Below are 18,964 nucleotides of genomic sequence, written 5' to 3'. Positions count from 1 at the left end.
GGGCGGGCCCGGTGACCGTGCGGCTTGAGTCCCCGCACGCAGGTTCTCGGCATCGCTCTCGCGGACCGCTTCGACTTGACCGGATTCGCGCGTAATGCCGTCACTCTGAGTGCTCATCGCTGGCATCTGAGTGACGAAATGCCGATCCGGTGCGCTGTTCGGGTGACCGGTGGACTCCGTCGTTAAAACCCCCGGGTCCGCGTCGATAGGCATCCCGGTGGGGTTCACGAAGGATCCCGAAGCTCTCTCACGGAGGAGACACGCATGCGTACCCCCAAGATCACGGTCAAGCGGGCCGTCAGTATGACTGTCGCCGGCGCCCTGGCCATCGCGGGCACGGTTGCCGTGGCCAACATGGCCCAGGCCGCGAGCACGACCATCAAGATCGGCCCCGCGGCCACCGGTTCGACGTTGGGTGGAAACCAGCTCACCGTCACGGGTGCCGGTTTCCAGGACGCCACCGGCGCGTCGGTCGCCGCGGCGGTCAGGTTCATCTCCGGTACTTCGTGTGGCGTGGACGCGACTGCCGCCACGGCCGCCACATCCTTCAACGTGATCTCGAAGACCAAGATCGGGGTCACCTCACCGGCGCTGGCGGCCGGTAGCTACATGCTCTGTATCTTCGACGGCACCACCAACACCCAGACTCTGCTGGGCGGTGGCAAGTTCGTCACCGCGGCTCCGGCGACCGCCACCACGATCTCCGGTGCCGCCAGCAACGTGGCCAAGGCGTCCGCCCTCGGCGGCACCACGGTCACCGTGACCGGCACCCAGTTCTCCAAGACGACCACCGCGACCGTCGACGGGGTCAAGGCTGCGGCCACCTACGTCAGCGCCACCAAGCTCTCGGTCAAGCTCCCGGCGCACGCCGCGGGCACCGGCTACAAGATCAAGGTGGACAACGGCTACGGCGCTGCCTCGACCACGGACACGGTCAGCTTCGTGCCGGTCGTCACCGTCGCGCCGACCAGCGGCAGTGGTGTCGCCGGTAATGTGGTCAGCGTTACCGGCAGCGGCTTCAGTGGCCGGACGTTCGACACCACGGCGGGTGTCACGGTTGTCTTCCTCCCGGCCGGCACCACGCTGACCTCGGGTACGACCACGATCGCCTCGCTGAAGACCTGCACCAGCGTCATGGTGGAGTCCGACACCTCCCTGAGCTGCCAGGCCCCGATCCTGACCACCGGCGCCTACTCGGTGCAGCTTCTGAACGCGGTCGCCAGCAAGTACGACTCCGACTACAGCACCATCTCGAAGAGCTCGACCTACACGGTCGCCGCTTTCTGATCGGGTAGGAGGCGCAGCACCACCTGAACCACCACCGGAAACCCGGTCCCCCTCACAGGGGGCCGGGTTTCCGGCTTTGGGAAAAGCTCTGGGCCCGGAACCGTCGCATGGGTGAGGATGCCCTTCCACGACAGTGAGACTGGAGCTCCCCATGGTCATCCCGATCGACTTCCTGCGGATCGTCGCGAACGGCACCGAGCAGTTCGCCGAGGTGCTGGAGTCCGCCGACCTGGGGACGCCGGTGCCGTCCTGCCCGGGCTGGACCGTTCTCGATCTCGCCGATCACGTCGGTGGGGTGCACCGGTGGGCCACCCACGCGATCGTCGAGGGGAACGCGGACGGGCGGCCCACCCTCGCACCGCGCGATCGCGACGGGCTGGTCACCTGGTATCGGGAGTCGGCCGCCGGTCTGCTGCGGGCCCTGCGGGAAAGGCCGGCTGACGCCCCGGCCTGGCACTTCGGCCCCGGGCCGCAGGTGGCCGGCTGGTGGCAGCGGCGGCAGGCGCACGAGATCACGATGCATCTGTGGGACGCCCACCAGGCGCTCGGCCGTCCGGAGAGCATCGACCCCGCGCTCGCGGCCGACGGGGTGGACGAGGCCCGGTACGTCTTCTTCCCCCGGCAGGTGCGGCTGGAACGGATTCCGCCCCTGACCCATTCGCTGGCCGTGGTGGTGGCCGAGACCGGGCGGACCTTCGTGTTCTCCGGTGACGGCACGAAGGACGAGCCGGTCGACGCCACGGTCACCGGGCCGGCCGAGGCACTCTATCTGGCTCTCTGGCATCGCATCCGGCCCGACGACGCGAGCCTGGAGATCACCGGCGGGCTGGATGTCGCCCGTTCCGTGCTCGGCGCGCAGGTGACTGCGTGACCACGGCGACCACCCCGTCCAAAAGCACTCATGGGCATCCGGCCGGGACCGTCGCGGCCGTCACGTTCTGGCACTGATCGCCGCGGCGGCTCTCCGCAGCTCGACCGGGGTGCTCATCGAACCCGCCGAGATCGAGCTCGGCGGGAGCCGGACCTGGATCTCCAACGCGGTCAGCGTCAACCTGGTGCTCTTCGGGCCGGCTGCGCCGTTCGCGGCCGCGCCCGTGGAGAAGTTCGTTCTGCGGTCAGTGGTTTCGGCCGCCCTGGCGCTGGTGGCCGTGGGATCGGGGCTCACGCTGATGATGACGCAGACGTGGCACCTGATCGTGCTCCGGGGCGGTGCGCCCCGGCGCTCTTCCTGATCCGCCGGAAAATGGCCTAGGAGCGCACCACTTCGGCGATCGAGCGGATCTGGTCGGGGGTCACCCGGCAGCAGCCCCCGACGATGCGGGCGCCGGAGCGCAGCCAGCCGTCCACGTCGCCGAGCAGAAGGCCCTGCGACGCAGGCAACCAGGCCCGGCGGACCGCGTCCCAGCCCTCACCGCTGTTGGGGTAGACCACACCGGGTTTGCCGCCGAACTCGACGGCCAGGTCGACCGCGAGCCCTACGCCCGACGGGTCGGTGCAGTTGACGCCCACGGCGATCACCGAGGGCACCGACGTGGCCATCGAGAATGCCTCCCCGGCCGGTTCGCCGCGGCGGGTGAGCAGGCCGTCGGTGGTGAGGCTGAGCCACGCCGGGTGTCCCAGACGGTCCAGCTCGGCGAGCAGGGCCTCCACCTCGGCCAGCGAGGGAATGGTCTCGACGGCCAGGACGTCGACACCGGTCTCGGCCAGGAGCTCGAGCCGGGGACGGTGGAAGTCCCGGAGTGCGGCGACCCCCACCGATCCGTAGTCACCGGTGTATTCGGCGCCGTTGGCGAGCATCGCGCCGTAGGGCCCCACCGAACCGGCCACCCGGGCGTCGCGGCCGGACTCCCCGATCGCCCGGCGGGCCAGTTCGACCGATCGCCGGATCAGTTCCTGACCCGTGGCGAAAGAGATGCCGGCGCGGGAGAAACCCTCGGCCGAGGCCTGATAGCTGGCGGTGGTGACGATGTCGGCACCGGCGTCGAGGAAGGCCCGGTGCGCGTCGACGACGGCGTCGGGGGCGTCCAGCAGGAGCTGGGCCGACCAGAGCGAGCCGGAGATGTCGTGGCCCCGGCTCTCGAGCTCGGTGGACAGCCCCCCGTCCAGGACGAGGGGCCTGTCCATCAGGTCGATCACAGATCAGTCCCGCACCAGGGCCTTGGGCATCTTGCCCGTGGACCTCACGTAGTAGGCCGCAGCCTGCCGCGTGGCGAACATCCGGGCGACACCCATGATCGCGCCGGACAGCGCGGCCCAGGCGATGGCCTCTTTCCAGGTGGTTTCCGGGTCTTCGGGCACGGTCGGCGGCTGGCCACCGGTCGCGCCCTTCCAGATGATGTTGAGCGAATGGTTGGCGGCCTGCGCCGCCGCAATCGCCGACGCGGCCGACAGGATCTTCCACATCACCGAATTCATGCTGTTCTCCTCATCGCACCGCCAGATGTCCGTACTCGGGTCAATCCTGACCTAGGGATCGCTCCCGGGCATTGCCAGGGGGCGCGTCAGAGCAGGTCGATCACCCAGCGCACCACCGGGATGAGCACCGGGGCGCTGATGCCGAGCATGCCCAGCAGGACCAGCAGTGCCAGCAGCCGGGCCAGCGGGCTCGGCCCACTGCCCGACGTGGTGGAGCTGCGCAGCATCCTGAGGATCACCGTCACAGGGTGGCACGGGTCCTGCGGGAAGTCCTAGGCCTCACAGAAACCACTCAGTAGGTGTACCGTCACAACTGCGACAGGGGAGCGCCAACAGGGCGCTGAGAGTGCAGGCAACTGCAGACCCTCGAACCTGATCCGGGTCATGCCGGCGAAGGGAGTCGAGTTTCTCGGTCATGGCCGAGCCGCGTGCCTTCGGCATGCGGTGACGGGCCACGGCACCCCTCCGACGACGGAGGAGCAATATCATGAGAAACACCCCTTGGATCGGGCCCCGGCTGTACGGGGCAGTGGCCGCGGTGGCGCTGGCGGTGGTGATCTACCTGGTCGGCCTACCCGAGGGCATCTCGGTCTTCGACACCACGCTGGCCGACCTGACGCTGCCGATCGCGTTGTTCGTGGGCACGGCCGGGGTCGCGATCACCGCCGCCACGGCGCGGGCCGGGCGCTGGCGGGTCGTGGACATCGTCACCGCCAGCGTGCTCGGTGTCGCGGGGGGTCTGGTGTTCGCGGTCTGGAACGCGGCCTCCACCCCGCTGCGGGACGCGATGGTGCCTCCCACCTCGGCGATCATCGTCGGGGTGTGGCTGTTCCCGGCCGTGCTCGGGGCCCTGGTGGTGCGCAAGCCGGGTGCCGCGGTCTACACCGAACTGGTCGCGGCGGCGCTCTCCGCCCTGGTGGGTAACGAGTGGGGCTTCTCCACGGTCTGGTACGGCCTGGTCGAGGGGATGGGCGCCGAAGTGGTGTTCGCCCTCGTGCTCTACCGGCGGTACGGGCTGCCCACCGCGCTGTTCGCCGGGGCCGGGGCGGGTGTCGCGGTCGGTCTGCTCGACAGCCTCATCTACTACCCGGAAACACTGGGCGCCGCCGGAAAACTGGCTTACGTGCTGATCGCGATGGGATCGGGCGTGGTGATCGCCGGGCTCGGGTCGTGGCTGCTCACCCGGGCCCTGGCGGCCACCGGAACGCTGGCCCCGCTGGCCTCGGGACGCAGCGCCGAACGTGTCTGAGGCCCGCCCCCCGCTGATCGAGGCGCGGGGCTGGGGATGGCGGCACTCCACCCGGAAGGCCTGGGCGGTGCGGGGTCTCGACCTGCGGATCGAGCCCGGCGAGCGGGTTCTGCTGCTCGGGGCCAGCGGTGCGGGAAAGTCGACGCTGCTCGCGGGCCTGGCCGGGCTGCTCGACCCGGAGGAGTCCGGCGGGGACGAGGAGGGCGTGCTGCTGCTCGACGGGGTGCAGGCCCGCGGGGCCCGGCAGGAGGCCGTTCAGGAGGGGCAGGCCCTCACCGGGCTGTTGCTGCAGGACCCGCAGGCCCAGACAGTGCTGGCCCGGTGCGGTGACGACGTGGCCTTCGGGCTGGAGAACCACGCCGTGCCGGACATCTGGCCGCGGGTGCGCAAGGCCATGGAAGGTGTGGGTTTTCCCTACGGCCTGGAACATCCGACCGGGCGGCTCTCGGGTGGGGAACGGCAGCGGCTGGCCCTGGCCGGGGTGCTCGCCCTGGGGCCGGGGTTGCTGTTGCTCGACGAGCCCACCGCGATGCTCGATCCGGAGGGCGCCGACCTGGTGCGCAGCACGATCGCCACGGTGCTGGAACTGACCGGCGCCGGCTGCATCCTGGTCGAGCACCGGGTGCAGCCGTGGCTGCCGCTCATCGATCGGGTGGTGGTACTCGAGCCCGGTGGCGGGGTGTACGCCGACGGGCCGCCCGGGCAGGTCTTCGCCGAACAGGCTTCGTCGCTGGTTGCGGCGGGTGTGTGGGTGCCGGGCAGGCGTCCGGAATGGGGGACGCGCGTCCGCACCGGCGAGGGGGTGGCGGCTACGCCCCTGCTCACCGCCGAGAAGCTCGCCGCTCGCCGGCCCGGTCAGGCCGAGCCTGGGGTGCGGGACGTCGACCTGACGGTCCGGTCCGGGCGGGCGCTCGCCGTGACCGGGCCGAACGGGGCCGGGAAGTCCACCCTGGCGCTGGCTCTCGCGGGTCTGACCGCTCCGGCCGCCGGTGATCTCACAGCCTCGGAAGAGCTGGCGAAGGGTCTCGGTCCGCACCCGCACGCCTGGAAGGCGGGACAGCTGGTGAGCCGGATCGGCACGGTGTTCCAGGACCCGCAGCACCAGTTCGTCGCGCCGACCGTGGCCGGGGAGCTCGCGGTCGGGCCGGAACGGGTTGCGGCACAGGGAAGAAGCTGGTGGCAACGCAAACCTGGCGTTCGCGCGTCCTCCATCGGGTCGGAAGAGATTCTGCAACGCCTGCGTCTGGACCACCTGGCGCGGGCCAACCCCTACACCCTGAGCGGCGGTGAGCAGCGGCGGCTCTCGGTGGCGACGGTGCTGGCCACCGCGCCCGGCGTGCTGGTGCTCGACGAACCGACCTTCGGGCAGGACGCGCGCACCTGGACCGAGCTCACCGCCCTGTTGCTGGAGCTGCTGGGCGAGGGCCGGGCGGTGGTCGCGGCCACCCACGATCTCGACCTGGTGACGGCGCTGGCCGAGCACGGAGAGGTGGTGGCACTGTGACTGCCCTGCTGGACGGTCTGGACATCCGTGAGGCATCCCGGGCGCCCCTGGCCCGGGCCAATCCGGCCGCGAAACTGGCCGTGGCCTCGGTGATCTCGATCGGCCTGATCCTCACGGTCGATCCGGTCACGGCGGGGGTGGCCCTGGCCCTGGAGCTGCTGGCCCTGCCCTTCTGCGGTCTGAGCCCCCGGAAAATGTTCCGCAGCAGCTGGATCATCCTGCTCGGGGCGATCCCGGCCGGACTGCTCACGCTGGTGTTCGGGGTGGACGACGGGGCCATCCTGATCGGGCTCGGCCCGGTGACGATCACCGAGGGCTCGCTCAGCTCGGCAATCGCGATCACCCTGCGGATCCTCGCGATCGGGCTGCCCGGGGTGGTGCTGCTGGCCACCACCGACCCCACCGACCTGGCCGACGCGCTGGCCCAGAACCTGCACCTGCCGCACCGGTTCGTGCTCTCCGCGCTGGCCGCACTGCGCCTGGTCGGACTGCTGGCCCAGGAGTGGCAGACACTGTCGATGGCGCGCCGGGCCCGGGGTTTCGGCCACGGGCTGAAGCAGACGCTGGGTCAGGTGTTCGCGCTGCTGGTCATCGCGATCCGGCGGGGCACGGTGCTGGCGACCACGATGGAGGCCCGGGGATTCGGGGTGGACGCACCCCGCACCTGGGCGCGGCCCAGCCGGTTCACCTGGTTCGACGGGGTGGTGGTGCTGGGTGGTGTGCTGGTGGCCGTGGTGTCAACGGCCGCGGGAATCTGGGCGGGCACCTGGAATCTGGTGCTCACCTAGGGGTTACTCGTAGGTGCAGAACCCGTCCACGTGGTTCCCGATCTCCGGGCTGAAGGTCTCGAGCATGGAGTTCACCAGCCGGGCCGTGCCGTCCGGGTGCGCGCACGCCCCCCGGCCGGTGACCAGGCCGGTGAGCTGCTCGATCCGCTCGGCCAGGCTCGCCGCCTCGCGGTGCGAGCGCACGCGTGGCAGGCGCGTGCAGGCGTCGGCCAGCGCCGGCAGCCCGTTGGTGCACGGGCCGCACCGCTTGGCCCGCTGCCCGGCGAGATAGTCGACGATTGACGCGGTGTAGCTGAGGGGACAGTCACCGGGCAGCATCGGCAGCAGCACGCCGGCCCCCAGCCGGGCGCCGAAACGGGCCAGGTCGGCGGGGCTGAGCGTGCAACTCGTGACCTGCTGGGCCGACAGCCAGGTGCCGTGGTAGCCACCGACCAGCAGCGGCCGGGCCGGGTCGTAGCCACAGAACTCGAGCATCTCGGCCAGCGGAACCCCGTGCGGGGCCTCCAGCACCAGACCGCCCGGGCCGTCGGCCGAGATCGACAGCAGCCGGGTGCCGGGGTCGGCCGAGGTGCCCCAGCGGGCGTACCGCTCGGGACCGAGGTCGCTCACGGCCGCCAGGTGGGCCAGCGTCTCGGCGTTCGAGAGCAGAGTGGGGCGCCCGCGCAGCCCGGAGTAGGCCGACGGGGTGCGCGAGGTGACCGGCAGATTGTCGCGACCGGAGATCATCTCCAGCACGGCCGCCGACTGCCCGCCGACGAATCCACCGCTGGTGGTGTGCATCTCGTACTCGACGGCCTTGCGTCCCCGGTCCCGCTCGCCGATCGCGGCGCGGATCGCCGCGACCACGCTCGGCCGTTCACCCGGAACCGCGACGTGCACGTGGTGGAGGTCGAGCGCATCGGCCAGGAGCTGGGCGCCGTCGAGCACCAGGTGCGGCGCCGACAGCATCAGGCTGCTGTCTTTCGCGCTGGCCGGCTCGCCCTCGGAGCAGTTGACCACCAGCTCGCGCTTCTTGCCCGACTCCACCGCGGCCTGGAGCTTGCGGGCGAACGGGAACTCCGCCCCGCCGCGCCCGGTCAGGCCGATCTTCCAGCTCATCTCGATCAGCTGCGGCACCGTTTTGCGGGACGGCTCGTTCCACAGCCGCCGATGCTGACGCAGGCTCGCATCGCCGTCCGGGCCCACGCCGCGCAGCAGCAGAGGGCCGTCCAGCAGGGAGACCACGCCGTGAAAACCGGCCTCGACCTCGGTGTGCGTCATCGGGCCCGCTCCCGGTCCCGGGCCTGCCGGCGGCTACCGGCCGGCGAATGACGTTCCAGGCGGCGCTCGGTGCCGAACGTGCCCAGGCGCACCACCACCGACCAGACCACCACGCCGACGCAGAGCACGCTGACCGCGACCGACCAGGTCTCGCGGCTGTCGGTCCCGATCCCGAAGCCGTGCGCCAGCCCGGCGCCCCAGCCCAGGTACGAGGTCAGGTGGATGGCCCGCCAGGTGCGCGACCGGAACCGGGTGCGGGAGAGCCCGGTGAGCACGGTGACGATGATGAAGTCGGTGGCCAGCGTGCCGAGACCCAGCCACAGCGGCTCGTACTCGCCCCGGAACGGGACGAAGACGTCCCACCAGCGGATGTTCACGAACTCGTCGATCACCGCCAGCGCCGCGTGCGCGATCAGCAGGGCCACTGCCAGCAGCGAGATGTTGCGGTGCAGGTGCTGGGTGACGAACCGCGGCCAGAGCCGCGACGACGCCCGCACGGTGGAGAGCACGCCGAGCGCCACGGAGAGCGTCATCAGGACGAGCAGGATCACGCCCGTACCGCGGTTCAGGAACCAGGTCAGCCGGTCGTCCTTGAACGCCTCGGTGAAGAAGTCGAGACTCATGCGCTCACGGGCCAGCCCGCGACCCGGTGGACCGTGCCGTCCGCGTCGACCAGCCGGGCGGCCACGTCCTCGTGCTCCAGCCAGTCCACGGCGTCGCGACCGCGCACGATCGACGAGGTGCTGATGGCGTTCGCCTCCACGCACGAGACCCCGCAGGCCGTGACCGTGCGGAAGGCCGCCTCCACCGGGCGGCCGGTGCGCGGGTCGAGCAGGTGGTGCAGCTCGCCGTCGTTCCACCAGCGCCGGGCCAGGACGGACGAGGTGGCCAGGCCGCCCTCGGTGATCACCACGATCTCGGCGCCCGGCTTGGCCACGTCTTCGGGGAGCTCGGTGACCGAGACCCGCCACGGGTGCGTACCCGGCGGGGTGGTCGGCAGCAGGCCGATCGCGACGTCACCGCCCAGGCTGATCACCAGGTCGGTGCCCACTTCGGCGGGCACGGTCTCGGCGATCAGGTCGGCGGCGAAGGCTTTACCGGTCGCCCCGAGGTCGAGCGACACATCGTGGGGAACGCGCACTGCACCCTGCGGGTCGATCTCGATCTCCCGCCAGGCGCTCGTGCGGGCGGGGTGGGACGCCTGGGCCGGATCGCCGGAGACCAGGCCCGGCGTGACCGTGGAGTCCAGGGCCTGCCCGGCCGCCATCGACCGGCGCAGTTCGTCGATGTCCCGGTCGTAACCCAGTGCGAGTAGCTGTCGCCCCAGGGTCGGGTCGACCAGGCCGTCGGTCAGGTCGGCCGCCCACACCGCGGCCGACACGGCCCGGCACAGCAGCGGCGTCACGCCCACCCAGTCACCGGCGGCCCGGTTGACCCGGGCCAGGTCGGAGTCGGTGCGGAACCGGCTGGCCGCCCGGTCCACGTCGGCCAGGATGCGCTCGCAGGCGGCCCGCGCCGCGTCCAGCTTCGCGACATCGGCCACGACCAGCGCGGCGTAGCTGCCGAGCGCGTTCCAGCGGGCCGTGCCGTAGCTGATGGTCGCTGTGGTGCCGGAGCTTTCGGGGGCGGAGGGCATCAGGAGCCGCTCGAGGGGACCGCCGGCGGCGACGTGGTGGTGGTCGTGGTGGTGGTCGTCGTGGGCTCTTCCTCGGCCGCGGTGGTGGTCGTGCTCTCCACCGGCGTGGTGGGTTTCGAGGTGGCCGTCGAGGTCTTGGTGGTCGCCTTCGTGGTGGCGGCCGAACTGGGGACGTCGGTGCCGGCGCCCTGCGTGGCCCGGGTTTTCGTGGTGGCGGCCGCGGAGGTGGAACCCGGCTGGCTCGTGGTGGTGTGCTTCTTCCGGCGGGGAGCACCCGTGGCTTCGGCGGTGGGGGTGACGTCGGCCGGCTGCGCGGCCGCGGCCGGGTCTGAGGTCTGGACCTGCTGGGCCTGCTGGGCGGCGGCCTTCTTCACCTCGTCCTGATCGCGGGTCTGCGAGGCGGCCAGCGCGGTGGTACCGCCGACGGCGACGAGGGTGATCGCGGTGACCGCACCGGTCAGGGTGCCCGCGACCCTCAGGCCACGGTCTCGGTCGTCAGGGCTCACAGAACGCACCCGCCCACTGTGGGGTCACCTCAGTGAAGAGCCGGTCATCCAATTCTCAAATAAACCTCAACCGAATGGAGTCTCCGCAGGTCGGTGTACGCAGGTGATCACGGACGGCTAACGGGATGAACCGTTCGGTTCCACCTGCGTGCCAGCTCTTCTCAGGACTGCCCGACGAGCTTGCGGAGCTTCTGGCCCAGGCCGCCACCGGCCGAACCGCGCCGCTGCCGCATGCGCTCGCGGGTGCGGGTCTCGGCGGGGCTCAGCACCACCTGCACCTTGGCCCCGCCCAGACGGGAACGGCCCAGCTCCAGCCGTCCGCCGGAGGCGATCGCCGCCCGGCGCACGATGTCCAGGCCCAGACCGGAGGAGCCGGCGTTGCTGTGCCCCCGGGCCACCACGTCGGCGCCCGGCAGCCCGTTGCCGCCGTCCTGCACGGCCAGCACGATCTCGTGCGCGGCGTTGGTGTTCACCGTGACCTCGAGCGGTACGCCCTCCTCGGTGTGGGCGAACACGTTGTCGATCAGCACGTCCACCACGTCGGTGAGCTCCACCGGGTCGATCCGCGCCCAGGTGGGGCGGCTCGGTAGCCAGGTGCGCAGGGATCGTCCCTGCTCGTCGGCCAGCGCCGACCAGAACGCGACCCGTTCGCCGACCAGCGCGGCCACGTCGCAGCGCGAGGCCACGTTCGGCCGGACCGGGCGCCGGGCGTCCTGCACCACGGCGTTGACCGTGCGCTCCAGCGTGGCCACGTGCTCCTCGATGCGCTGGGCGATCTCCGGGTCGGCGATGGCCTCGACGTCCAGGCGCAGCGCGGTGACCGGCGTGCGCAGGCGGTGCGAAAGGTCGGCGACCGACTCCCGTTCGGAGATCAGCAGCTGCTCGATGCGGGCCGAGAGCCGGTTAAGTGCCCCGGCCATGGCCACCACCTCGGGTGGCCCGTGCTCGGGACTGCGGATGTCGAGGCGCCCGTCGCGGATCGAGTCCGCCGCGGCGGCCAGGTCTTTGATCGGGTCGCTGAGTCTTCGCGCCAGGGTGTCGGCGGCCCCGACGGACAGGGCGAGCAGTAGCGCGCCCAGAGCGCCGAGGATCCAGCTGGCCTGACCCACACCGTCGTGCAGTTCGGCCCCGCTGACCTCGGTGCGCACCACGTAGGCGCCCTCGGTGCTCAGCACCGGCGCGTAGACCACGGCCTCACCGTCGGCGCGGTTGGTGAACGCCAGCCCGTTGCGGGCCCGGTCGACGTTCTTCGAGTCGTCGCCGACCTTGGCGCCCAGCGTGTCGCCGTCCGGCAGGAACACCGTGGTGATGCCGAGCGGACCCTTCGGGGCCTTCGCCGCGGTCTTCAGCGCTTCCTCGGCCGCGCCCGCACCGTTCGCGGCGGCGATCTGGGCGAGGTTCGTCGCGTCGGACGTGGCCGTGGACAGCGTGCGTTCCTCGGCCAGCGACCGCAGCAGCAGCGTGAGCGGGATCAGGAATGCCAGCACCACCGCCGAGGTGGTCGCGGCAACCAGCAGGGTCAGACGCCAGCGCATGTTCTAGTCGGCGCCCGGTGCGACCAGACGGATGCCCACGCCGCGCGTGCTGTGCAGGTAGCGCGGCTCGGCCGCCGACTCCCCGAGCTTGCGGCGCAGCCAGGACAGGTGCACGTCGATGGTGCGGTCACCGCCGCCGTACGGTTGCTGCCAGACCTCGGCCAGCAGCTCGCGCTTGCTGACGACCTCGCCGGCGCGCTGGGCCAGGGCCAGGAGCAGGTCGAACTCCTTGCGCGACAGCTCCAGCGGCTCACCGTCCAGGGTGGCCACCCGGGTGCGGGCGTCCAGCGCCAGACCACCGACCGTGAGCGGGCCCTCGGTCTTCTGCGGGCCACCGCGGCGCAGCACCGCGCGGATCCGGGCGTCGAGGTGATCGGCGCCGAACGGCTTGGTGACGAAGTCGTCGGCGCCCGCGTCCAGCGCCTTGACGGCGTCCGTGTCCTCGTCCCGGGCCGTCACGACGATCACCGGGACCTCGCTGACGGCTCGCAGCATCGTCAGCACCTGGATGCCGTCGACGTCGGGTAGACCGAGGTCGAGCAGGACCACGTCCGGCCGATCGTCGATCACCGACTGCAGGCCGGGGAGACCGCCCGGTTGCCATTGCACTGCGTGACCGCGATCGGTCAGAGCTCTGGAGAGGGCCGCGCGGATCCCCGCGTCGTCCTCAATGATCAGAATGACCGCCACGTGCGCGACGCTACCGGCTGATGAGTGGTTCCGGACATTCTGAATGTCCGGATCTACACCCACCCGGCTCAACGCTATGGTGCCGACGGAGGTGATTTGGGTGAAACGCCGGTTCGTCGGCACCCTGTTCGCTTGGCTGGTGGCCGTCGCGGTGGTGGCCGCGATCGCCTCTTTCGCGATCACCGCGGCGGGGCGTCAGGTGACGTCCGCGCCGGTCTCCGACTCATCACCCATCGCAGTTCCGGCCCCTGCCGATACAACGCTCGTCACTGACAGTGGCTCGTTCTTCGGCGTCCCGGCGACCGGCCCGGCGCCGGTTCCGCAGGCCGGTGCGAGGCGGCCCGTCAGCCGGGTCGTGAACACACGGGGCGGTCAGATCCAGGCTCGTTGTGCGGGGCCGGACGTGAGTCTGGCCGGTGGCTACGCGCGGCCCGACCGGGGCTGGCGGGCCCAGATCCGCTCCGCCGAGCCGGCCCGGCTCGAGATCGTCTTCTCCCGCGAGTCCCGTCGGGCCGCACTGGTCACGGCCGTGTGTGAGGACGGCGAGCCGACCTTCCGGCAGTCCTCGATCGACCCGCAGGCTCCGGTCCGGGCGCCGGAGAACCCCGCCCGGAGCGAATCCCGGCACCCCCATCCGGGTGTGACGGAGATCTCGTCGCCCCCGAACCTTCCGGCTGAACCGGTGGCCCCTTCCGCCACGTCCTCACCCGCCCGGCCGCCGACGTCCTCGCGCACGGCGACGGCACCGCCTCCCGGCGGGGGCGCGACCGCGTCGTCGAGCCCGCCGGTGACCTCGCCCACCTCGTCGGCTTCGTCGGCCGGGGGAACCGGTGCGCCGGGCGCACCGCCGCCCGGTAGCGCCACGACCACGCCGTCGACCGGGCGCTCGCGGACGTCCTCGGCCCCGGTCACCCCGGCGCTTCCCGCGGATGATGCGGCGTGCGCACCCGCCTCGGGTGCAGCGACCGTGCCGGAGGGGGAATCCGGTTGTGGGACGGCCCCGTCCGGCGATCCGGGGGATGCGGACGGGGCCGACAGCGAGGGGTCCGCCCCTGTCGGCAGATAAGCCGATCGGGTTTTCCGGGGATCCGGGAACACCGGCCGCGTGCCGGTAGTTGAGTGGGACAGGCTCAAGTTAGGTCAGTCCCGAATTGACTAGGCCGGAAGACTGCACCAACCTGAGTGGGGGCCACTCAGCTCTTACCCGAAGGGAACCAAACATCATGGCAAGAGCGGTCGGAATCGACCTCGGAACCACCAACTCGGTCGTGGCCGTGCTCGAGGGCGGCGAGCCCACCGTCATCGCCAACGCCGAGGGTGGCCGCACCACGCCGTCCGTCGTCGCGTTCGCGAAGTCGGGTGAGCCGTTGGTCGGTGAGGTTGCCAAGCGCCAGGCCGTCACGAACGTCGAGCGGACCATTCGCTCCGTCAAGCGGCACGTGGGCACGGACTGGAACATCGAGATCGACGACAAGAAGTACACGTCGCAGGAGATCTCGGCCCGGGTGCTGCAGAAGCTCAAGCGCGACGCCGAGGAGTACCTGGGCGAGACCGTCACCGACGCGGTGATCACGGTCCCGGCCTACTTCAACGACTCGCAGCGTCAGGCCACCAAGGAGGCCGGCGAGATCGCGGGCCTGAACGTGCGCCGCATCATCAACGAGCCCACCGCCGCGGCCCTGGCCTACGGTCTGGAGAAGGGCAAGGCCGACGAGCGCATCCTGGTCTTCGACCTCGGTGGCGGCACGTTCGACGTCTCCCTGCTCGAGGTCGACGTGGAGGAGGGCGGCAGCACCGCCATCCAGGTCGTCTCGACCGCCGGTGACAACCACCTCGGTGGTGACGACTGGGACCAGCGCGTCATGGACCACCTGGTCAACACCGTGAAGAGCTCGACCGGTGTCGACCTCTCCAAGGACAAGATCGCCATGCAGCGTCTGCGTGAGGCGGCCGAGCAGGCGAAGAAGGAGCTGTCCAGCGCGACGTCCACGACGATCTCGCTGCAGTACCTCTCGATGACCGAGAACGGTCCGGTCCACCTGGACGAGAAGCTCACCCGGGCTCAGTTCCAGCAGATGACGGCCGACCTGCTCGAGCGCACCAAGGCGCCGTTCCTGTCGGTGATCAAGGAAGCCGGTATCTCCGTCTCCGAGATCGACCACATCGTTCTCGTCGGTGGCTCCACGCGTATGCCGGCCGTCAGCGAGCTGGTGCGCGAACTGACCGGTGGCAAGGAGCCCAACAAGGGCGTCAACCCGGACGAGGTCGTCGCCATCGGCGCCGCCCTGCAGGCCGGTGTCATCCTGGGCGACCGTAAAGACGTGCTGCTGCTCGACGTCACCCCGCTGAGCCTGGGCATCGAGACCAAGGGCGGCGTGATGACCAAGCTCATCCACCGCAACACCGCGATCCCGACCAAGGCGTCCGAGGTCTTCACCACGGCCGACGACAACCAGCCGCAGGTGCTCATCCAGGTCTTCCAGGGTGAGCGTGAGCTGGCTCGCGACAACAAGCCGCTGGGCAACTTCGAGCTCACCGGTATTGCTCCCGCCCCCCGTGGCGTGCCGCAGATCGAGGTCACCTTCGACATCGACGCCGACGGCATCGTGAACGTGTCCGCCAAGGACCGCGGCACGGGCAAGGAGCAGGCGATGCGGATCACCGGCGGTAGCGCCCTGAGCAAGGACGAGATCGAGCGGATGGTCAAGGAGGCCGAGGCTCACGCCGACGACGACCGCAAGCGTCGCGAGGAGGCCGAGGTCCGCAACGGCGCTGAGCAGCTCGTCTACTCGACGGAGAAGTTCCTGCGCGACAGCGAGGACAAGCTCCCCGAAGAGGGCAAGGCCACGGTCAACACCGCGATCGCCGAGCTGAAGACGGCGCTCGAGGGCACCGACATCGATGCGATCAAGGCCAAGCAGGAGGCCCTCTCCACGGCCAGCCAGGAACTCGGCGCGGCGCTCTACGCGCAGCAGTCCGAGGCCGGCCCCGAGGCGGGTGCTCCCGGTGCGGGCACTGCGGGTGCCAGCGCCGGTGCGAGCAACTCGGCCAAGGACGACGACGTCGTCGACGCCGAGATCGTCGACGAGGACAAGTGATGGGTGAGCAGACGGCCGATCCGTCGGAAGGGTCCGGCGCGAGCTCGGGTCCGACCGTCCGCGACCGACGTCGGCTCGACCCGGAGACCGGGAAGGTGCGCGAGTCCGCGGACTCGGCCGAGACCGAAGGCCAGGACGGCCCGAGCGGCCAGGACGGTCAGCAAGACGGTCAGAGCGGTGGCAAGGCGGCCAAGAAGGCCGCTCACGCCTCCGACGCACCGGTCGACGCCGAGCCGGAGAAGGTCGACGAGGCAGAGGTTTCCGAGGCTTCCGGCGACGAGTCGGCGGAAGCCCCGGACGAGGCCGAGACCAAGGCTGAGGACAAGGCAGAAGCAGAGGAGGGTGGCGACCTGAACGGTGTACTGGCCGATCTCGACGCCGCACGTTCCTCGGCCGCCGAGCGGCTCCAGGACCTGCAGAGATTGCAGGCGGAGTTCGTGAACTACCGGCGCCGGGTGGACCGTGACCGTGATGTGTCGAAAGACACCGCGATCGCCGGTGTGCTGGAAGCCCTGCTTCCGGTGCTCGACGACGTGCACCTCGCGCGGCAGCACGGCGACCTGGAGTCCGGGCCGTTCGCGGCGATCGCGGAGAAGCTCGAGGCGGTGCTGGAACGGTTCGGTCTGGTCCGGTACGGCGAGGCCGGGGAGGAATTCGACCCGTCCGTCCACGAGGCGCTGATGCGCACCGAGGCGGAACTGGCCGAGGGCACCACGACGACCACGGTCGTCCAGGTGCTCCAGCCCGGCTATCGCAGTGGTGACCGGGTGCTGCGGGCAGCCCGGGTCGCCGTCGCCGACCCAAACTGACACCTCGCCCGTGACCGGAGCGGGAAACGGCTGACAGCAGCCGTTTCCCGCTCCGGGCCTCCCGGCGGCTCAAGGAGAGACACATGGCGGGCCAGGACTGGTTCGAAAAGGACTTCTACTCGGTACTCGGGGTGCCGCAGAACGCCAGCGCTGCGGACATCAAGAAGGCGTACCGCAAGCTCGCGCGCCTGCACCACCCGGATGCCAACCCAGGTGACAAGGGTGCCGACAAGCGGTTCAAGGAGGTCGGCGAGGCCTACGCGGTGCTCTCCGACTCCGAGCAGCGGCAGCAGTACGACGCGATCCGGGCGATGTCCCGGGGCGGTGCGCGTTTCACGGCCGGCGGTGGCGGTGGTCCTTCCGCGGGTAACGGTGCGGGCTTCGAAGACCTGCTGGGCAACCTGTTCGGCGGCGGTATGCCGGGCGGTGGCGGTATGCCCGGCGCCGGTCAGCAGCGGGTGCGCTACACCACGGGCGGAGGCGCCGGTGCGGGTACCGGTGCCGGCGGCCGGGGTGGCGCCGAGTCGCCCATCTTCGAGGACATGCTCAACGGTCTCTTCCCGCCGGGGAGTGCCGGTGGCCATCGGTCACCGCGCGGCCCGATGCGCGGCGGTGACCTGAATGCCGCGGCCACTCTCACTTTCCGGCAGGCGATGGAGGGTGCACAGCTCAATCTGCGGGTCGACGACCCGCAGGCCGGACTGCGCACCATCACAGCCCGGATCCCGGCCGGGGTCCGGGACGGCCAGAAGGTGCGGCTGCGGGGCAAGGGCAAGATGTCGGACGTCGGCGGCGAGCCGGGCGACCTCTGGGTCACCGTCTCGGTCGAGCCGCACCCGATCTTCACGCTCGACGGTGCCGACGTGCGCATCACGGTGCCGGTCACCTTTCCCGAGGCCGTCTTCGGCACTGAGGTCGAGGTACCGACACCCGACGGCGCGCGGGTGAAGATGAAGGTTCCGGCCGGCACACCCTCCGGGCGCACGCTGCGTGCCCGCGGCCGTGGGGTGAAGACGGCCAAGCGCACCGGCGATCTGCTGGTCACCCTCCAGGTGGCCGTTCCACAGAGGGTGGACGGCAAGGCCCGTGAGGCGCTGAAGACGTTCGCCGAGAACACGGCCGGGGAGAACCCCCGCGCCGACCTGTTCTCCCGTCTCGACGACAACCGCCCGACCTGAGGCATGTCATGGCTGACGAGATCAACGTCGAGTTCAGCGTCGATCCGGACGCACCCATCTTCGTCATCTCGGTAGCGGCACAACTCGCCGGGATGCACCCGCAGACGTTGCGGCAGTACGACCGACTCGGCCTGGTGACCCCGGGCCGGTCGGCCGGCCGCGGCCGTCGTTACTCGGCCCGGGATGTCGCGTCCCTTCGCGAGGTGCAGCGCCTTTCCCAGGAGGAGGGCGTCAACCTGGCCGGGATCAAGCGGATTCTCGAACTGGAGTACGAGAACCGGGCCCTGCGCGGTCAGGTCGAGCAGCTGATGGACGAGCTGCGCCTGGTGCAGGCCAAGCTGCGCAGCGCCGGGCGGGTCTTCGCGGCCGAACCCGGCGGCGACATCGTCGCGGTGCCTCCCGGTCGCCGTCCGCGGCGGCCCGTCACCTCCACGGCGCTGGTCGTCTGGCGGCCCGGCCGGTAAGACTGGTGACCATGGATTCCGAGCTTGCCTCCCTCATCGAGGAGATCGAAGACCAGGAGCGCCGTCTACGGCTGCCTGGCTTCGACAATGACGACGCCTGGCAGATCGGCATCATCCTGGTCGAGCTCGCGGCCTCCCGCCGTGCTCCGGTGACCGTCGACCTGCGCCGCAACGGCCAGCAGCTCTTCCACTACGCCCTGCCCGGCACCAGCGCCGACAACGATGCCTGGATCCGCCGGAAGGCCGCTGTGGTCGATCGTTTCGGCCTGTCCTCGCTCCTCGTGGGCCGTCAGGCGTTCGCCGACGGTGTCACCTTCGAAGAGCGCTTCCGCCTCGACCCCGACGAGTACGCGGCGCACGGCGGGTCGTTCCCGGTGCACGTGCACGGGGTGGGAGTGGTCGGCACGGTCACCGTCTCCGGTCTGCCCGAGGTGGAAGACCACCGGATGGTCGTGGCCGGGCTGGAGCAGTACCTGGACGACCTCGGTAAGAACTGACCTCACTACGGGCGCTGACGGCGATTGCGGGGATCGCCGTCAGGAGCG

The 18,964-nt window shown here is 70.8% G+C and carries 21 protein-coding genes and 1 riboswitch; of the genes, 11 read left to right on the top strand and 10 right to left on the bottom strand.

Annotated features, from left to right (window positions below; all coding sequences use genetic code 11):
* The first annotated feature begins 264 nt into the window (after nucleotides 1–264).
* From LR393_RS29445 to LR393_RS29435, 3 genes are all read left to right on the top strand, one after another.
* On the top strand, nucleotides 265–1,287 hold the full coding sequence (locus LR393_RS29445; RefSeq protein WP_231488281.1) for an IPT/TIG domain-containing protein: 1,023 nt from the start codon (nucleotides 265–267) through the stop codon (nucleotides 1,285–1,287).
* A 151-nt stretch (nucleotides 1,288–1,438) separates the two neighbouring features.
* Nucleotides 1,439–2,158 carry a maleylpyruvate isomerase family mycothiol-dependent enzyme gene (locus LR393_RS29440; protein WP_231488280.1) on the top strand — a complete coding sequence of 240 codons (720 nt, stop codon included), beginning with the start codon at nucleotides 1,439–1,441 and terminating at the stop codon, nucleotides 2,156–2,158.
* Between the two features lie 109 nt (nucleotides 2,159–2,267).
* Nucleotides 2,268–2,519: a hypothetical protein gene (locus tag LR393_RS29435; protein WP_231488279.1), complete on the top strand. Its 252-nt coding sequence runs from the start codon at nucleotides 2,268–2,270 to the stop codon at nucleotides 2,517–2,519.
* Between the two features lie 16 nt (nucleotides 2,520–2,535).
* On the opposite strand, the gene mmuM is transcribed toward LR393_RS29435, so the two are convergent.
* The 3 genes from mmuM to LR393_RS29420 form a co-directional block, all read right to left on the bottom strand.
* Nucleotides 2,536–3,411, bottom strand: coding sequence for a homocysteine S-methyltransferase (mmuM, locus tag LR393_RS29430; RefSeq protein ID WP_231488278.1), 876 nt, complete (start codon nucleotides 3,409–3,411; stop codon nucleotides 2,536–2,538).
* 15 nt (nucleotides 3,412–3,426) lie between these two features.
* The gene (locus LR393_RS29425; protein WP_231488277.1) at nucleotides 3,427–3,702 is read right to left on the bottom strand and encodes a DUF4235 domain-containing protein; all 276 of its coding nucleotides are present in this window, start codon (nucleotides 3,700–3,702) and stop codon (nucleotides 3,427–3,429) included.
* Nucleotides 3,703–3,788: 86 nt separating this feature from the next.
* Nucleotides 3,789–3,941 (bottom strand): hypothetical protein, encoded by a 153-nt coding sequence (locus LR393_RS29420; protein ID WP_231488276.1) that lies wholly within the window; start codon nucleotides 3,939–3,941, stop codon nucleotides 3,789–3,791.
* A gap of 71 nt (nucleotides 3,942–4,012) precedes the next feature.
* A riboswitch (TPP riboswitch) is annotated at nucleotides 4,013–4,118 on the top strand.
* Nucleotides 4,119–4,189: 71 nt separating this feature from the next.
* Here LR393_RS29420 and LR393_RS29415 point away from each other — a divergent pair.
* The 3 genes from LR393_RS29415 to LR393_RS29405 are packed head-to-tail and all read left to right on the top strand — an operon-like array spanning nucleotide 4,190 to nucleotide 7,243.
* Nucleotides 4,190–4,951 carry an ECF transporter S component gene (locus LR393_RS29415; RefSeq protein ID WP_231488275.1) on the top strand — a complete coding sequence of 254 codons (762 nt, stop codon included), beginning with the start codon at nucleotides 4,190–4,192 and terminating at the stop codon, nucleotides 4,949–4,951.
* The gene (locus tag LR393_RS29410) at nucleotides 4,944–6,455 is read left to right on the top strand and encodes an ATP-binding cassette domain-containing protein (protein ID WP_231488274.1); all 1,512 of its coding nucleotides are present in this window, start codon (nucleotides 4,944–4,946) and stop codon (nucleotides 6,453–6,455) included. The genes LR393_RS29415 and LR393_RS29410 overlap by 8 nt, the downstream gene beginning before the upstream one ends.
* Nucleotides 6,452–7,243 carry an energy-coupling factor transporter transmembrane component T family protein gene (locus LR393_RS29405; protein ID WP_231488273.1) on the top strand — a complete coding sequence of 264 codons (792 nt, stop codon included), beginning with the start codon at nucleotides 6,452–6,454 and terminating at the stop codon, nucleotides 7,241–7,243. The genes LR393_RS29410 and LR393_RS29405 overlap by 4 nt, the downstream gene beginning before the upstream one ends.
* Before the next feature lie 3 nt (nucleotides 7,244–7,246).
* Here LR393_RS29405 and LR393_RS29400 read toward each other — a convergent pair whose 3' ends face one another.
* The 7 genes from LR393_RS29400 to LR393_RS29370 all read right to left on the bottom strand — a co-directional run bounded on the left by LR393_RS29400 (nucleotide 7,247) and on the right by LR393_RS29370 (nucleotide 13,782).
* Nucleotides 7,247–8,503 (bottom strand): NADH-ubiquinone oxidoreductase-F iron-sulfur binding region domain-containing protein, encoded by a 1,257-nt coding sequence (locus LR393_RS29400; RefSeq protein ID WP_231488272.1) that lies wholly within the window; start codon nucleotides 8,501–8,503, stop codon nucleotides 7,247–7,249.
* Complete coding sequence (locus LR393_RS29395; protein ID WP_231488271.1) at nucleotides 8,500–9,126, bottom strand: ferric reductase-like transmembrane domain-containing protein; 627 nt, start codon at nucleotides 9,124–9,126, stop codon at nucleotides 8,500–8,502. The genes LR393_RS29400 and LR393_RS29395 overlap by 4 nt, the downstream gene beginning before the upstream one ends.
* Complete coding sequence (locus LR393_RS29390; RefSeq protein ID WP_231488270.1) at nucleotides 9,123–10,139, bottom strand: FAD:protein FMN transferase; 1,017 nt, start codon at nucleotides 10,137–10,139, stop codon at nucleotides 9,123–9,125. Before LR393_RS29390 ends, LR393_RS29395 begins: the two co-directional genes overlap by 4 nt.
* Entirely contained in the window at nucleotides 10,139–10,645 is a 507-nt protein-coding gene (locus tag LR393_RS29385; protein ID WP_231488269.1) for a hypothetical protein, read from the bottom strand. Before LR393_RS29385 ends, LR393_RS29390 begins: the two co-directional genes overlap by 1 nt.
* A gap of 161 nt (nucleotides 10,646–10,806) precedes the next feature.
* Nucleotides 10,807–12,180, bottom strand: coding sequence for a sensor histidine kinase (locus LR393_RS29380; RefSeq protein ID WP_231488268.1), 1,374 nt, complete (start codon nucleotides 12,178–12,180; stop codon nucleotides 10,807–10,809).
* Nucleotides 12,181–12,183: 3 nt separating this feature from the next.
* Entirely contained in the window at nucleotides 12,184–12,870 is a 687-nt protein-coding gene (locus tag LR393_RS29375; protein ID WP_231488267.1) for a response regulator transcription factor, read from the bottom strand.
* Between the two features lie 420 nt (nucleotides 12,871–13,290).
* A complete protein-coding gene (locus LR393_RS29370) occupies nucleotides 13,291–13,782 on the bottom strand; it encodes a hypothetical protein (RefSeq protein ID WP_231488266.1) in 492 nt (163 codons plus the stop codon).
* A 311-nt stretch (nucleotides 13,783–14,093) separates the two neighbouring features.
* Here LR393_RS29370 and dnaK point away from each other — a divergent pair, with 311 nt between their 5' ends.
* The 5 genes from dnaK to LR393_RS29345 all read left to right on the top strand — a co-directional run bounded on the left by dnaK (nucleotide 14,094) and on the right by LR393_RS29345 (nucleotide 18,916).
* Complete coding sequence (dnaK, locus tag LR393_RS29365) at nucleotides 14,094–15,968, top strand: molecular chaperone DnaK (RefSeq protein ID WP_231488265.1); 1,875 nt, start codon at nucleotides 14,094–14,096, stop codon at nucleotides 15,966–15,968.
* Nucleotides 15,968–16,777: a nucleotide exchange factor GrpE gene (gene grpE, locus LR393_RS29360; RefSeq protein WP_231488264.1), complete on the top strand. Its 810-nt coding sequence runs from the start codon at nucleotides 15,968–15,970 to the stop codon at nucleotides 16,775–16,777. The genes dnaK and grpE overlap by 1 nt, the downstream gene beginning before the upstream one ends.
* 83 nt (nucleotides 16,778–16,860) lie before the next feature.
* Entirely contained in the window at nucleotides 16,861–17,955 is a 1,095-nt protein-coding gene (locus tag LR393_RS29355) for a DnaJ C-terminal domain-containing protein (RefSeq protein ID WP_231488263.1), read from the top strand.
* A gap of 8 nt (nucleotides 17,956–17,963) precedes the next feature.
* Nucleotides 17,964–18,419 (top strand): heat shock protein transcriptional repressor HspR, encoded by a 456-nt coding sequence (locus LR393_RS29350; RefSeq protein WP_231488262.1) that lies wholly within the window; start codon nucleotides 17,964–17,966, stop codon nucleotides 18,417–18,419.
* Nucleotides 18,420–18,430: 11 nt separating this feature from the next.
* Nucleotides 18,431–18,916 (top strand): heme-degrading domain-containing protein, encoded by a 486-nt coding sequence (locus tag LR393_RS29345; RefSeq protein ID WP_231488261.1) that lies wholly within the window; start codon nucleotides 18,431–18,433, stop codon nucleotides 18,914–18,916.
* Nucleotides 18,917–18,964: the final 48 nt, after the last annotated feature.

The sequence above is a fragment of the Kineosporia mesophila genome (assembly GCF_021129235.1).
GTDB classification, from domain to species: Bacteria; Actinomycetota; Actinomycetes; order Actinomycetales; family Kineosporiaceae; genus Kineosporia; species Kineosporia mesophila.
Note: the sequence above shows the minus strand (reverse complement) of the source record. Positions and strands in the feature narration are given on the sequence as shown.